12 protein-coding genes are annotated in these 13,507 nt (G+C 64.7%); 4 read left to right on the forward strand and 8 right to left on the reverse strand.

Annotation, left to right across the window (positions count from 1 at the left end; translation table 11 throughout):
- Nucleotides 1–214: 214 nt before the first annotated feature.
- The 5 genes from otsA to RCH10_RS06875 all read right to left on the reverse strand — a co-directional run bounded on the left by otsA (nucleotide 215) and on the right by RCH10_RS06875 (nucleotide 6,489).
- Nucleotides 215–1,600, reverse strand: coding sequence for an alpha,alpha-trehalose-phosphate synthase (UDP-forming) (otsA, locus tag RCH10_RS06855; protein WP_187054411.1), 1,386 nt, complete (start codon nucleotides 1,598–1,600; stop codon nucleotides 215–217).
- On the reverse strand, nucleotides 1,600–2,349 hold the full coding sequence (otsB, locus tag RCH10_RS06860; RefSeq protein WP_409051814.1) for a trehalose-phosphatase: 750 nt from the start codon (nucleotides 2,347–2,349) through the stop codon (nucleotides 1,600–1,602). The genes otsA and otsB overlap by 1 nt, the downstream gene beginning before the upstream one ends.
- Before the next feature lie 91 nt (nucleotides 2,350–2,440).
- A complete protein-coding gene (locus tag RCH10_RS06865; RefSeq protein WP_409051815.1) occupies nucleotides 2,441–3,709 on the reverse strand; it encodes a multifunctional CCA addition/repair protein in 1,269 nt (422 codons plus the stop codon).
- Between the two features lie 40 nt (nucleotides 3,710–3,749).
- A complete protein-coding gene (locus RCH10_RS06870; protein ID WP_409051816.1) occupies nucleotides 3,750–4,433 on the reverse strand; it encodes a glutathione S-transferase family protein in 684 nt (227 codons plus the stop codon).
- A gap of 22 nt (nucleotides 4,434–4,455) precedes the next feature.
- Complete coding sequence (locus RCH10_RS06875) at nucleotides 4,456–6,489, reverse strand: transglycosylase SLT domain-containing protein (protein WP_409051817.1); 2,034 nt, start codon at nucleotides 6,487–6,489, stop codon at nucleotides 4,456–4,458.
- 9 nt (nucleotides 6,490–6,498) lie between these two features.
- Here RCH10_RS06875 and RCH10_RS06880 point away from each other — a divergent pair, with 9 nt between their 5' ends.
- A complete protein-coding gene (locus RCH10_RS06880; protein ID WP_409051818.1) occupies nucleotides 6,499–7,128 on the forward strand; it encodes a 5-formyltetrahydrofolate cyclo-ligase in 630 nt (209 codons plus the stop codon).
- Nucleotides 7,129–7,156: 28 nt separating this feature from the next.
- Here RCH10_RS06880 and RCH10_RS06885 read toward each other — a convergent pair whose 3' ends face one another.
- Nucleotides 7,157–8,140 carry a LysR substrate-binding domain-containing protein gene (locus RCH10_RS06885; RefSeq protein ID WP_187054417.1) on the reverse strand — a complete coding sequence of 328 codons (984 nt, stop codon included), beginning with the start codon at nucleotides 8,138–8,140 and terminating at the stop codon, nucleotides 7,157–7,159.
- A gap of 135 nt (nucleotides 8,141–8,275) precedes the next feature.
- Here RCH10_RS06885 and RCH10_RS06890 point away from each other — a divergent pair, with 135 nt between their 5' ends.
- A complete protein-coding gene (locus RCH10_RS06890; protein ID WP_409051819.1) occupies nucleotides 8,276–8,605 on the forward strand; it encodes a DUF2917 domain-containing protein in 330 nt (109 codons plus the stop codon).
- Between the two features lie 48 nt (nucleotides 8,606–8,653).
- Here RCH10_RS06890 and RCH10_RS06895 read toward each other — a convergent pair whose 3' ends face one another.
- The gene (locus tag RCH10_RS06895; protein WP_409051820.1) at nucleotides 8,654–9,505 is read right to left on the reverse strand and encodes a DUF6279 family lipoprotein; all 852 of its coding nucleotides are present in this window, start codon (nucleotides 9,503–9,505) and stop codon (nucleotides 8,654–8,656) included.
- A gap of 31 nt (nucleotides 9,506–9,536) precedes the next feature.
- Here RCH10_RS06895 and glmU point away from each other — a divergent pair, with 31 nt between their 5' ends.
- On the forward strand, nucleotides 9,537–10,964 hold the full coding sequence (glmU, locus tag RCH10_RS06900; protein ID WP_323499995.1) for a bifunctional UDP-N-acetylglucosamine diphosphorylase/glucosamine-1-phosphate N-acetyltransferase GlmU: 1,428 nt from the start codon (nucleotides 9,537–9,539) through the stop codon (nucleotides 10,962–10,964).
- Nucleotides 10,965–10,976: 12 nt separating this feature from the next.
- Here glmU and RCH10_RS06905 read toward each other — a convergent pair whose 3' ends face one another.
- Nucleotides 10,977–11,459 carry an Lrp/AsnC family transcriptional regulator gene (locus tag RCH10_RS06905; protein WP_409051821.1) on the reverse strand — a complete coding sequence of 161 codons (483 nt, stop codon included), beginning with the start codon at nucleotides 11,457–11,459 and terminating at the stop codon, nucleotides 10,977–10,979.
- Between the two features lie 139 nt (nucleotides 11,460–11,598).
- Here RCH10_RS06905 and glmS point away from each other — a divergent pair, with 139 nt between their 5' ends.
- Nucleotides 11,599–13,488: a glutamine--fructose-6-phosphate transaminase (isomerizing) gene (gene glmS, locus RCH10_RS06910; protein WP_409051822.1), complete on the forward strand. Its 1,890-nt coding sequence runs from the start codon at nucleotides 11,599–11,601 to the stop codon at nucleotides 13,486–13,488.
- Nucleotides 13,489–13,507 lie beyond the last annotated feature (19 nt).

A 13,507-nucleotide genomic window follows, 5' to 3' on the forward strand; every position in this document is an offset into this window, starting at 1 on the left:
GCACTCTCGTTCAAACCTTGGCCGGACGAGGATTTGACCACACATCTTGTTACTGAAAACGTATGAGGGTCAGGTTCACATGCCGCCCAACCCCGCGATGCGCTGGTTGTTACCCGAGCGGTGGTCGGTATGCGGAAGCATCCAGATCGCATCGCCGATGTCATCCGGTTGACGCAGGTGATCGGCCCCAACCGCGCGTGATCTGGGTCGAAGCTCAGCCCTTGCCAGTCGCCTCGTTCAACGCCGCCAGAAAGCTGCGCCGCCACCAGTGGATGTCCTGCTCGCGAATGCGTGCCAGCAACTTCTGGTGCCGCTGCCGACGTTCTTCCAGTGGCATGTGCAGCGCCTGCTGCACCGTCTCTGCCGTGCCGTGCGTGTCGTACGGGTTGACCAGCAGCGCTTCCTTCAGCTGCTCTGCCGCCCCGGCAAAACGTGACAGCACCAGCACGCCGGGATCAGCAGGGTCTTGCGCTGCCACATATTCCTTGGCGACCAGGTTCATGCCGTCGCGCAACGGCGTGACCAGCCCGACGGCCGCCGCGCGGCACAGCCCCGGCACGCGCTTGCGTGCCACCATGCGGTGGATGTAGCGCACCGGCATCCAGTCGAGCTCGCCGTAGTCGCCGTTGATGGCGCCGCACAGCGATTCGAGCTCGCGCCGGATGTCGGCGTAAGCGTCGACGCTCTCTCGTGTGGGCGAGGCGATCTGGATCAGCGTCGCGCTGCGGCGGTTCTCCGGGTAGTTTGCGAGCAGCTCCCGAAAGCTCCTCACCCGCTGTGGAATGCCTTTGGAGTAATCGAGCCGGTCGATGCCGAGCAAGAGGCGACGGCTCGAGTACTCGCGCTTCATCGTCTCGTACATCTCGCGGCCTTCCTTCGCATGCGTCAGCGCTGCGAACTCGTCCACGTCGATCCCGATGGGGAAGGCGCTGCAGCGCACCGTCTGCCCGAAAGCGCGATACATGTCGTCGCCCAGCGCCTCGCCGTGCGCTTCGCCGATGACATAGCGCTCGAAGTGCTGGACGTCCTGGTGGGTTTGCAACCCGATCAGATCGAAAGCGAAGAGCGATCGCACGAGCCACTCGTGCTGCGGGATGGCCGCCATGATCTCTTGCGGAGGCAGCGGAATGTGCAGGAAGAAGCCCATGCGCTGCTTGCATCCCATGGCGCGCAGTTCAGCCGCCAGCGGAATCAGGTGGTAGTCGTGAATCCAGATGATGTCGTCCGGCTTCAACATCGGCATCACCTTGCGTGCGAACAGCTGGTTGACGCGCCGGTACCCTCCGATGAAGCCGGCGTCGAAGTGCGCCAGGTCGAGCCGGTAATGGAACACGGGCCACAGCACATCGTTGCTGTAGCCGAGGTAGTAGCTGTCGTGATCCTCGCGGCTGAGATCGATCATCGCGAGCGTGACCGGGCCGGCCTGCTGCTTGTGCACTTCGCCTTCGCCGGCCGTGCCGCCTTCGACGATGTGGCCGCTCCAGCCGAACCAGAGTCCGCCGGTCTGTTGCAACGATTCGCCGAGTGCGACCGCCAGGCCGCCGGCAGCGGGTTTCCGTGGGTCGGCCACGCGATTGGAAATGACGACGAGGCGACCCATCAGCTGGCGTTCTTTCTTGGCTCGGCCAGCAGATCGCGCGCCTGCACCAGCCACTCGTACACGGCGCGTGGCGAATCGAGTCGATGCAGCGCCTGGCTCGGACCCGATCCCACCTTGATGGCGACACCGCCGAGCGGCTGCACGATGGCAAAGCCGGTCTCGTCCGTCGTGTCGTCGCCGGCGAAGACGGGCACGCGACCTGCAAACGGCTCCTCCCGCATGAAAGCGGCGATGGCAGTGCCCTTGTTGACGCCGGCTGGCTTCACCTCGAAGACGAATTTGCCGTGCAGCAGTTCGAACTGGGGCTGCCCATTGATAGCGCGCGCCATCGCATCGCGGCATACCGCTTCGAGCTGCGGCGCCATGCGGTAGTGCAGAGCGACCGCGGCATGTTTGCGTTCGACCAGCAGGCCTTCATGAACCCGCGCCAGTTCGTTGGCGGACTCGAGAATCAGAGTGAGATCGGGCGCGCGCTGCTCGTCGATATGGCCTTCGGCGCTGCGGCGCTGCACGCCATGCTCGCCGGCCGCTGGCAATCGCAATGGCGCAAGAAAGCGGTCGAGTACATCGATCTGTCGGCCCGACACCACCGCCAGCGCGCCGCCGAGCAAGCCGTGCAGGTCGTGCAGCAATGGCACCAGCGCAGTCGGCACTTCGACCGCTTCGGGCGTGTCGGCGATGGCCACGAGCGTGCCGTCGAAATCGAGAAAGAGGGCGGCGTCGGGTGTGAGGCGGGGTGGTAGCTGCATCGCTTGTCACCTTAGCAGCAGCCAGGCTTCAGCGGCGTCGGTCAATGCCGCAAATCCCCGAGCAGGCTCCCACGGCAGACCGTGACCGTGCTCACTCGACCGATGCGAGCGCTTCGCCGACGGCGGCGATTCGTGCGCGGGCGATGGCCTCACCAATCTTCGGGCCGGTGGCGCCTGCCGCCTGCGCCTCTCGTGCGACGACGTCTGTTGCCACGCCCAGCGCGACGGCGAGGGCGTGGTTCAGCCGGTCGCGCGGCGAATAGGGCCGCTCTTCGAGTCCCAGCCGGCCGCGTGCATCGCACTCGCACGCCAGCAGGACCTGGTCGAAGCGGCCCGGCTTGCGAAACGCATCGCAGCGCTCCAGCAGCCGCACGACCGAAGCCGCGTTCAGTTCACCGCTGCGGTGAATGTTGCCGTGCTCGCGCGCCACCACATCGGCCAGCTCGCGCAGTTCGACCGGCACCCGCCAGCGGTCGCACACGGCCCGCAGCAATTTGGCGCTGCGCTGTTCGTGGCCGATGTGGCGCGGCAGCACGTCGACCGCTGTCGTGCCTTTGCCGAGGTCGTGTGTCAGGCAGGCGAAGCGCACGGCCAGCGGTGCCTCGAGCCGCGCGCTCATGTCGAGCACCATCATCAAGTGCACGCCGGTGTCGACTTCAGGATGGTGTGCGACGGGTTGCGGCACGCCCCACAGGCGATCGACTTCAGGCAGCAGCACGGCGAGCGCGCCGCACTCGCGAAGCACCTCGAACATGCGCGAAGGTGTGCTCTCCATCAGGCCGCGCGCCAGCTCTTGCCAAACCCGTTCGGGCACCAGCGCGTCGACCTCTCCAGCGGAGACCATCTCGCACATCAAGGCCATCGTCTCGGGCGCGATAGTGAAGTCTGAGAAGCGGGCAGCGAAACGGGCCACGCGGATGATGCGCACCGGGTCTTCGCGGAACGCGTCGGTCACGTGCCGCAGCACCTTGTCGTGCAGGTCGCGCTGGCCGTTGAAGGGGTCGACGAGCGCCTCGATGCGGAGATCGGCAAGGTGTGCCACGTCGGCTTGCCCGGCGGCAAGTGCGATCGCGTTGATCGTCAAATCGCGGCGCGCCAGATCCTGTTCGAGCGTGACGTCGGGCGAGGCGTGTACGACGAAGCCGCGGTAGCCCGGCGCGCTCTTGCGCTCGGTGCGGGCCAATGCGTACTCCTCGTGCGTTTTCGGGTGCAGAAACACCGGGAAGTCACGGCCGACCGGGATGTAGCGCAACCCCGCCATCTCTTCGGGCGTGCTGCCAACGACCAGCCAGTCGCGATCGCCGCCGGGCCGGCCGAGCAGAGCATCGCGGATCGCACCGCCGACGAGATAAGTTTGCATCCTGCGAGTTTAGGCAGGCGCTCGCGTCCTCAGTACTCCCTCAGCGCGCAGTACGGTAGGGCTCTTCGAAAGCGAGGAAGTCTTCTTCCACGAGCGCGTCGTCGATCCATGCCTTGACGCCTGGCAGCGCTTGCACGTGCTCGATGTAGTCGGTGACCGATTCGGGCACCGGCAGGCCGTAAGTCTTGATGCGCGAGCCGATCGGCGCGAAGTACGCGTCGGCGATAGTGAAGTGGCCGAACAACATGGGGCCGCCGTGGCGTTCGAGCAGGCCGGTCCACATCTGCACGATGCGGTCGAGGTCGTTTTTGACGGTCGGCTCGTCGCGCATGAGCCTTGCGCCGACTTCGGGCAGCGACGCCTCGATGTTCATGCCGCAATGGCCGCGCAGCCCGCCAAAGCCCGAGTGCATTTCGGCGCAGATGCTGCGAGCCCGCGCGCGGTCGTTGGCGAGCCGTGGCCACAACGCCTTTTCAGGGAAGGTTTCGGCCAGGTATTCGGCGATGGCCAGCGTGTCCCACACCACCAGTTCGCCGTCGACCAGCACCGGCACGCGGGCTGCAGGATTGAGCGCGCCAATGGCGTTCTTGAAGTGCGATCCGCGGTCGAAGGAATCGAAGCGGACCATGACCTCGTCGAACGGAATGCCGGCCTGCTTCATCAGGACCCAGGGCCGCATCGACCAGGACGAGTAGTTCTTGTTGCCGACGTAGAGTTTGCGCATAAAACCTTCAGTAGTCATCGATTCAGGGCAGGTCCTTGACGGGCTCGGGCACGCGCTCGTCGCGCGGGCCGATGGTGCCCAGGCGGGCCTTCAAAGATTGCGGCTGACCGGTCAACAACGCGGCGTAATTCGTGGTGTTGGCCAGCACCTTCTTCACGTAGTCGCGTGTCTCGGTGAAGGGCACGTTCTCGGCCCAGATGGCGGCATCCATGGTCGGTCCGTTGCGCCAGCTGCGTGGCCGACCCGGCCCGGCGTTGTAGGCCGCGGCGGCCAGTGCCATCGAGCCGCTGAAGTCATCGAGCGCGAGCTTCAGGTAGTTGGTGCCGATGGTGATGTTGGTTTCGCGGTCGTTGAGCTGGCCGGGCGTGAAGCCGGTCATGCCGATCTTGTTCGCCGTCCACTTGGCGGTGGCCGGCATCACCTGCATCAGGCCCGAGGCGCCGACGCCCGATCGCGCGTCCATGATGAAGCGGCTCTCTTGGCGAATCAGACCGTAAACGTAAGCCGGGTCGAGGCCGATCTCCTGGCTCTTGCGTATCACGGTGTCATGAAACGGCATCGGAAAACGTTGGTCCACATCGATCACGCCCTTGGTCCGCTCGCTGGTGTTGATGCAGCGGTCCCACACCTCGCGTTGGCAGGCCAGGTCTGCGGCTGCCAGCAGCGCGCGGTCGTCCATGCCGCCTTTGTCGTGCAGGTTGGTCGCGTAATTCCACTCGCGGGTGCCTTCGGGGCGAAGGCCCGTTGCGATGGCATAGAGCGCGCGGTTCAACGCGGGGTTGGCGCGGGCCGCGGCTTTTTCTTCGGGCGTGAGCGGCGACGGACGGGTCGGCACTGCGGCGCGTTGACCGAGCTCTTCGAGCGCCAGCAGTTCGTAAAAGCCACGCGTGCCTGCGATGGTGTTGTAGAGCATGCTGGCCTGGGCCTTGTTTTGCTCGCCCCCCAGTCCGGTAAGCGCACGGGCTTTCCAGTAGACCCAGGTCGGATCAAGCTGCGCTTCTTCGCTCATCGCATTGACGGCGGCCTGCACGTCTTTCCATTGCGCGTTGCGAAGGGCTGCGCGCACCTTCCAGCCGAGCATGTCGTCGGAGAGGTCGCTGTTCTTCGTCACGTTGGCAAAGTAGCTGTTCGCCAGCGGCGAAAGCTTGCTGGCAGCTTGCCGGCCGATAGCGCCCCACAGCCAGTTGCGCTCTTCGGGCGACAACATCGGCCCCCATTTGCTGTCGAGTTGCGCCGCGGCCATTTCCGGGTCGGCGATGGCGGTCTTGATGAGCGCCAACACCACCAGTTCCTTGCGCGACTTGGCGGCGACGAAGGCGCGTCCGATCAGGAACTTGGGCGCGCTGGCATTCAGCTCGTCGAACAGCGGCACCGCGTCGGGCGCCACCAGATTGACGGCGTTGCGCGCGGCCTGCGGACGATTGGCTTCGATCGAGAGCCGAGCCTTCTTCCAGGCGTCGTTCGGCGACATCAAGCGCGCCGAGATCATGCGGTCGGCAGCGGTGAGGCAACCATCGTCGGCGTCGCGCTGGACCAGCCAGCTCTTGCGAACCAGGTCCGCTTGCTCTTGCGTCGGCGCACCGGTCCGGGCCAGGCTCGACAGGATGGCATAGCAGCGCACCTGCGCGTCGTCGCCCATTCTGTAGGAGGGATGCATGCCGGCCACGCCGTCCCAGTCGCGACGTTGCCCGAGCACCAGCAGCCAGTCATTGCGCAACCGGTCTTCTTGATAAGTGCCGGCGTAGCGGATCAGAAAGTCTTGCACCTCGAGCGGGCTGGCCTCTTGGAGGCGCGCCTTGAGTTCCCAATAAGCGGCCCACGGTTCGAGCGCGCTGCCGCGGGCTTGCGGCAGCAAGGCGGTGAGGCGGCCCTTGTCTCCACGTTGAAACGCCTGCTTCATTTGCAGCATGACGTCGTCGTTGCCGGTTTGGGCGCAAGCCGGTTGCAGCACGGCAGCAAGTGCGAGCACAACGGCCGAACCTGCGACAGAAATCGCGACGGAAGAAGAGGAACGCGGGCGCAAGCGTTGGGGTGCCAAAATGCTTCGAAACTGCATAGCGGGATTATGGACAAAGCACACGATGGAAACGCCGGAGAAAACCGGTCGGAAACGGCTGCATTTCTCAAAGCGCAATTGCGCGCAGCCTTGATCGAACAACGTCTGGCCTTGCCCGACCGGCTACAGCGCGCCGATCTTTTGCAGCGCGTGATGCGCATCTGGCTGGTCGGAAGGCCCGACACCGTCATCGGCGCCTATTGGCCGATCAAGGGTGAGTTCGACCCGTTGCCGGCACTGCATCGCTGGAAAGAAGACGGCGAACTGCTCGATGAACCGCATCGCCGCCGCATCGGCCTGCCGGTGGTCGACCGTGTGCACAAGACGCTGACTTTTCACTCGTGGTACCCGGGGTGCCCGATGGAAAACGATGCTTACGACATCCCTAAGCCGAAAGACACAGAGATGATCGTGCCGACGCTGCTCTTCGTGCCTTGCCTCGGCTACAGCGCGGGCGGCTATCGGCTGGGTTACGGTGGTGGCTTCTACGACCGCACGCTGGCGACGCTGCAACCGCGGCCGTTCACGGTGGGACTCGGCTTCACGCAAGGTTTTCTGGACGACCTGGAGCCCGAGGCCCATGACATGCCGCTCGATGCGATCCTGAACGATAACGGCGTGGTCTGGCCAGTCGGCTGAAGCCGAATCGAAAGCCCCCGTCGACGCTCTAATCGATGTAGTCGACGGTATCCGGGTCAGGCGCTTCACCGATGACACCGCGCGTCGTGGCGGCCTGCAGCTCCAGCCACTCGCAAAACGCCTTGATCTCCGGACGCATCGCATTGCGCGGCCCGACGATCAGCCAGTAGGCCATCGGTGAGTCCATGCGGTGTTGCGGCAGCACCTCGACGAGATCGCCGTTGGCCAGACTTTCGGAAATGAGCGAGCTGCGCGCAAGCACCAGCCCCTGGCCGGTCAGCGCGGCTTGCACCATCTGGTAGGCGTAGTTGAAGTAGAGCCAGCGCTTGGGTTGCGCGCGGTCGAGCCCGTGTACTTCGAACCAGCGGCGCCAGGTCAGCCATTCGAGGTGCGTGCGGTGCGCGTCGCCAGCTTCGATCAGCGCAAAGCGCGCGATGTCTGCCGGCGTCTTGATGGGCGCTCCGCTCTTGATGAGCCAGGGGCTGGCGACCGGTGTCAGCGTTTCGCCAAAAAGCCGTATCGATCCCGCGGGCATGTGGGCGCCCGTGCCATAGCGCAATGCCATATCGACGTCGGCCACTTCGAGATCGACCGCCGTGTCGCTGGCGTCGATGCGGATGTCGATATCGGGATGGTCGCGCTGAAAGGCTTCGAGCCGGGGGATAAGCCACATCGAGGCGAACGAGGCGAAGGTGGTGAGCGACACGCTTTTGCGTCCCGCGCTTTGCCGGATCTGCCGCACCGCGCCGTCGATGCGCGGCAACGATTGCTGCACCGACAGCAGCAGCTGCGCGCCGGCACTCGTCAGCTCGACGGCGCGTGTATGGCGCAGGAACAGACTCACCCCCACTTCTTCTTCGAGCGCCTGAATTTGCCGGCTCACAGCCGATTGCGTCAGCGCCATCTCTTCGGCGGCGGCACGAAAGTTGAGGTGCCGCGCCACGGCTTCGAAGGCGCGCAGATTGCCTGCCGAAATCGGCCGGGAGCGCAGATGAGTTTGGGAGTGCTGCATATCGATTGATGCGAAAACGGAATCAATAGGCTACCGCGTTTTCATTGGACCGCCAACGGAGGAGAGGAGATCATTCATTCCCGAATCGCGCTATTGATGTCAAGGCGCTTCGGCAACACCGTTCAGGAGAACACCATGGCTGCCGCTTACACCACGTCTTCGCTTTCGCCTCTGTCGCTGCCGGTTCGGGCCGCCGCGGTTCCGCTGGCGGTGCGCCGCGGCGCCTGGCAGCTTCCGGTCGGTCAGGCAGCCAGTCTCAAGGCAGCGAGCACCAGCGTGTTGCGCGTGCGGCAAGGCCGGGTCTGGGTCACACGCGACGCCACCGATAAGTGGGGCAGCGAGGACGTCGTGCTGGCACCCGGCGAGTCGATGACGGTCGAAGCGGGTCAGCGCATCGTGATGGAGCCATGGGACGGCTTCGGCGCAACGTACACGTGGGACGCTGCCACGACGCTGGCGGGTTGAACCAACGTCGATGCCGTTCACGGCGATGGTCGGGTCATTCGAGATCGCCTACCTGGCGGCGAGGTCGCGCAGATCGGTTTGATAAGCGCGCAGCCGTTGCACGGCTTTCTGGCGCTGCTCCGGTCGCGTGGCGTTATGCAGCGTGGCGACGTACCGGCAGCCTTCCTCCAGCATGCCTTGCTGGTAGTCGCGCCATGCACCGGGCCGAGGCTCGGCGATGCGTTGCACGTAAGCGTGGATCACCGGTTGCGCGTCTGCGGCCGAGGTGCGCTCGGCGTTGAACCTGCGCAGCAACACGAGTGCTTCCTGCTGGCGTTTGCGGCGCTCGGCATCGACCCGCTTTGCATCGAACATCGACTGCGCCGTGAGGCGGTTCAAAAGGTCGCGCTGGTCGTTGTCCAGGCGGCCGTAGAAATCCTCGTTCTGTTCCAGAAACTTGTCGTAGCGTTTTTCCTGCTGCTGCGCCGGTGTGCGATCGACCCAGTCTTTCACGTATTCGGCGTCGTTCTTCGCGTACTTGCGCGCCAGGGTTTGCAACTGAGCCTCGCTCAGCGTGACGGCGAGCGCCGCGCCCGGCGCTTCCGCCCGTTCGGCTGCTGCTACTAGACGCGTTCGGACATCGCCCACCAGTTCGCACGCCTGCGCCGACGTGATGTCGTTGGGCGCCAGGGCCTCCGCTTTTTGCAGCACGGCGACGATCTTGGGCAACTCGGTTTCCCGATGCCAGGCGAGCAACGCCGTGAGGTCGTCCTTTGACTTGGGCGTCTGGGCCCCGCTGAAGTCGACATAGCCATCGAGCCACCAGTAGGCGACCTCGGGCAGGTTGTTGTAGGCGAGCTTGATGGCGCTGCAGCCGGTGAGCACGGCGCCGAACGCCAGCGCCGCGATAATTCCGCTCATCCGGGTGCAACGCATTCGGTAAAAAAGACGCATGAATCAGATTCCGCAACAAGAGATCGACGAGCCGGTCGACGTCGTCGTAATGGCGGCCGGCCGCGGCACGCGCATGAAGAGCAGTTTGCCCAAAGTGTTGCACCGTCTGGGTGGGCGCGCGCTGCTCTCGCATGTCATCCAGACGGCCGCGCAAATCGGCGCTCGCAACGTCGTGGTTGTCACAGGCCATGGCGCGGCCGAAGTGGAGCAGGCCATCGGCAGCAGCAACGCCGCGGTGCCGCTCCAGTTCGTGCGGCAGGTGCCGCAGCTCGGTACCGGCCACGCCGTGCAGCAGGCGATGCCCGTGTTGCCCGACGACGGCACGGTGCTGGTGCTCTCCGGAGACGTGCCGCTGATCGGCGCCGATACGCTGCGCGCATTGCTCGAAACCAGCGCCGGCCGTCGGCTCGCGTTGCTGACGATCGAGTTCGATGACCCGACCGGCTATGGCCGCATCGTGCGCGATATCGATGGCGAGTCGGTGCAGGCGATCGTCGAACACAAGGACGCTGACGAAGAGCAACGCGCCATTCGGGAGGTTTACAGCGGCGTCATGGCCGTACCGGCCCGCCTGTTGAAAGACTGGCTCGCACGGCTGGACAACCGCAACGCGCAGGGCGAGTTCTACTTGACCGATATCGTGAAGCTGGCCGCCATCGACGGTGTGCCGGTGCTGGCGAAACTGACGACCGATGCCTTGCAGGTGGCCGGCGTCAACAGTCCGACGCAGTTGGCTGCGCTCGAGCGGGCCTGGCAATTGCGGCAGGCGTCGACCTTGATGGAAGCCGGCGTGCGGCTGGCCGACCCGGCGCGCTTCGATTTGCGCGGCACGCTGTTCTGCGAGGCCGATGTGGAGATCGACGTCAACTGCGTGTTCGAAGGTGCGGTCTCGCTGGGAGCGGGGGTGCGCGTCGGCGCCAATTGCGTGATCGCCAATGCGCGCATCGACACGGGCGCGGTGATTCATCCCTTCACGCACATCGACGGCGAGAAGATGGGCGTGACGGTGGGCGCCGGCGCGCTGGTCGGACCTTTCGCGCGCCTGCGCCCCGGCGCACGGCTTGGGGCCGACGTGCACATCGGCAATTTCGTCGAGGTCAAGAACTCGACGCTGGCGGCGGGTGCCAAGGCGAATCACCTGGCCTACCTCGGCGATGCGACCGTCGGCGAGCGCGTCAATTTCGGCGCGGGCAGCATCACCGCCAACTACGACGGCGCTAACAAGCACCGGACCATCATCGGCGACGACGTTCACATCGGTAGCAACTGCGTGCTTGTCGCACCCATCACCATTGCCGCGGGCGGCACGGTGGGCGGCGGCTCGACGGTGACCAAATCGACGGAGCCGAATGTGCTGACCGTGTCGCGCGGACGGCAGGTGAGCTTCGGTGACTGGACGCGTCCCAAGAAGGCGCCGAAAGCCTGAGGCTCGGCGCAGTCAGGCCAGCGGCACCTTCGGCTCGAACTTGGCTCGCTTCAGGCTGAAGAACGCCTTCAGGTTGCGCACGTTGGCGTCGGCAGAAAAGAGACGCTGCGCCAGCGCAAGGTAGCCGGGCATGTCGCGCGCCGCGACGATCAGCACGAAATCCGGCCCCGGCGACACGCGATAGCACTGCTGCACCGCGTCCTCCGAGACGACGCGCGCCTCGAAAGCATCGAGGGCTTCGGCGCCCTGCCGATCGAGCGAGATCTCGACCACTGCCTGCAAGCCATGTCCCAGTACCGGGGCCAGGCGATCGGGCGACAACAGGGCAATCTGGCGCTCGATGAAGCCGGCCTTGCGCAGGCGCTGCACGCGCCGGAGACATGTGGGTGGCGAGATGTGCGCATCGGCGGCGAGTTGTTGATTGGTCTGCGACGCATCGCGCTGCAGGGCGTCCAAGAGGCGGAGGTCCAAGGCATCGAGTTCAATTGATTCCATAATATTAAATATTATGAAATAAAAGTTTAATAACCGTGGGTGTTGAACTTTAATTTCATTTAAATCGAAATTATGGAAACATCAATTTCTAGCAAGCGACTACGATTCTGCTTCTGAATCCACTTTTCAAGGCCTTCCCATGTGTGGCATCGTCGGCGCGGCTTCCCATCGAAACATTGTTCCCATCCTGGTCCAGGGACTGCAGCGGTTGGAGTACCGGGGCTACGACTCGTGCGGCGTCGCGGTGCACGCCAACGGCCTGACGCGGACGCGCACGACATCGCGCGTGGCCGACTTGCTGGTGCAGGTGCATGACGACCATGTCGAGGGCCGAACCGGGATCGCGCACACGCGGTGGGCCACGCATGGCGCGCCGGTCGTGCACAACGCCCATCCGCATTTCAGCCATGGTGCGGGCGAAGGCATCGACAGCCGCAAGCCAGCGCGCGTGGCGCTCGTGCACAACGGCATCATCGAAAACCATGATGCATTGCGCGCCGCGTTGCAGGCCCGCGGCTATGTCTTTTCGAGCCAGACCGATACCGAAGTGATCGCGCATCTGATCGACAGCCTCTACGACGGCGATCTGTTCGATGCGGTCAAGGCTGCGGTGTTGCAACTGCAGGGCGCCTATGCCATCGCCGTGATCTGCCGGGACGAGCCGCAGCGTGTGGTCGGCGCGCGAGCCGGCTCGCCGCTCATCCTCGGCGTCGGCAAAGACGGAGCCGAGAACTTCCTGGCGAGCGATGCGATGGCGCTGGCCGGCGTGACCGATCAAATCGTCTATCTCGAAGAAGGCGACGTGGTCGATCTGCAGCCGGGCAAATACTGGATCGTGGACCGTGCGCACAAGAGTGTCGGCACCAGCAAGCGACCGGTTCGCACCGTGCTTGCGCACAGCGGCGCGGTCGAACTCGGCCCGTATCGGCACTACATGCAAAAGGAAATATTCGAGCAGCCGCGCGCCATCGCCGACACGCTAGAAGGCGTCGAAGGCATCGTGCCGGAACTGTTCGACGGCATCGGCCACGACGGCAAAACCGGTGCCAGCGCGCACCGCGTTTTCAAGGACATCGACAAGGTGTTGATACTGGCGTGCGGAACCAGCTACTACAGCGGCTGCACTGCCAAGTACTGGCTCGAAGGCATCGCCAAAATCCCGACCCAGGTCGAGATCGCCAGCGAGTACCGCTATCGCGACTCGGTGCCCGACCCCAAAACGCTGGTCGTCACCATCACGCAGTCCGGCGAAACCGCCGACACGCTGGCCGCACTCAAGCACGCGCGCGCTCTGGGCATGGCGCATACACTGACGATCTGCAACGTCGGGACCAGCGCCATGGTGCGCGAGTGCAAGCTGGCGTACATCACGCGGGCCGGCATCGAGATCGGCGTGGCATCTACCAAGGCGTTTACGACCCAACTGGCTGGCCTGTTCTTGTTGACGCTCGCACTGGCAAAGGCCAAGGGTCGCCTAACGTCCGACGACGAAGCGCGCTACCTGAAAGAGATGCGGCATCTACCCGTGGCGCTGCAGTCTGTGCTGGCGCTCGAACCGCAAATCATCGCGTGGTCTGAAGACTTCGCACGCAAGGAAAACGCCTTGTTTCTAGGCCGCGGGCCGCATTACCCGATCGCGCTCGAGGGCGCACTGAAGCTGAAAGAGGTGACCTACATCCACGCCGAGGCCTATGCCGCTGGCGAACTCAAACACGGCCCGCTCGCGCTGGTGACGAGCGAGATGCCGGTCGTGACGGTCGCACCTAACGACGCGCTGCTCGAAAAGCTCAAGAGCAACCTGCAGGAAGTGCGCGCGCGCGGCGGCGTGCTCTATGTGCTGGCCGATGCCGACACGCGCATCGAGAACAGCGAGGGCCTGCACGTGATCCGCATGCCGGAGCACTACGGTGCGCTGTCGCCTTTGCTGCACGTCGTGCCGCTTCAGCTGCTGGCGTATCACACCGCCTGCGCGCGCGGGACCGATGTCGACAAGCCGCGCAACCTGGCCAAAAGCGTGACGGTAGAGTGACGGACGACGATCAGAGGCG

The sequence above is a fragment of the Variovorax sp. GrIS 2.14 genome, assembly GCF_046115955.1.
Classification (GTDB): domain Bacteria; phylum Pseudomonadota; class Gammaproteobacteria; order Burkholderiales; family Burkholderiaceae_C; genus Variovorax.

Bases quoted from the DNA above. Each gene is read 5' to 3' on its own strand.
- glmU (WP_323499995.1), top strand. From the start codon at position 9,537: ATGAATCAGATTCCGCAACAAGAGATCGACGAGCCGGTCGACGTCGTC.
- RCH10_RS06870 (WP_409051816.1), bottom strand. From the start codon at position 4,433: ATGCGCAAACTCTACGTCGGCAACAAGAACTACTCGTCCTGGTCGATG.
- RCH10_RS06895 (WP_409051820.1), bottom strand. From the start codon at position 9,505: ATGAGCGGAATTATCGCGGCGCTGGCGTTCGGCGCCGTGCTCACCGGC.
- RCH10_RS06905 (WP_409051821.1), bottom strand. From the start codon at position 11,459: ATGGAATCAATTGAACTCGATGCCTTGGACCTCCGCCTCTTGGACGCC.
- glmS (WP_409051822.1), top strand. From the start codon at position 11,599: ATGTGTGGCATCGTCGGCGCGGCTTCCCATCGAAACATTGTTCCCATC.
- RCH10_RS06880 (WP_409051818.1), top strand. From the start codon at position 6,499: ATGGACAAAGCACACGATGGAAACGCCGGAGAAAACCGGTCGGAAACG.
- otsB (WP_409051814.1), bottom strand. From the start codon at position 2,349: ATGCAGCTACCACCCCGCCTCACACCCGACGCCGCCCTCTTTCTCGAT.
- RCH10_RS06890 (WP_409051819.1), top strand. From the start codon at position 8,276: ATGGCTGCCGCTTACACCACGTCTTCGCTTTCGCCTCTGTCGCTGCCG.
- RCH10_RS06875 (WP_409051817.1), bottom strand. From the start codon at position 6,489: ATGCAGTTTCGAAGCATTTTGGCACCCCAACGCTTGCGCCCGCGTTCC.
- otsA (WP_187054411.1), bottom strand. From the start codon at position 1,600: ATGGGTCGCCTCGTCGTCATTTCCAATCGCGTGGCCGACCCACGGAAA.
- RCH10_RS06885 (WP_187054417.1), bottom strand. From the start codon at position 8,140: ATGCAGCACTCCCAAACTCATCTGCGCTCCCGGCCGATTTCGGCAGGC.
- RCH10_RS06865 (WP_409051815.1), bottom strand. From the start codon at position 3,709: ATGCAAACTTATCTCGTCGGCGGTGCGATCCGCGATGCTCTGCTCGGC.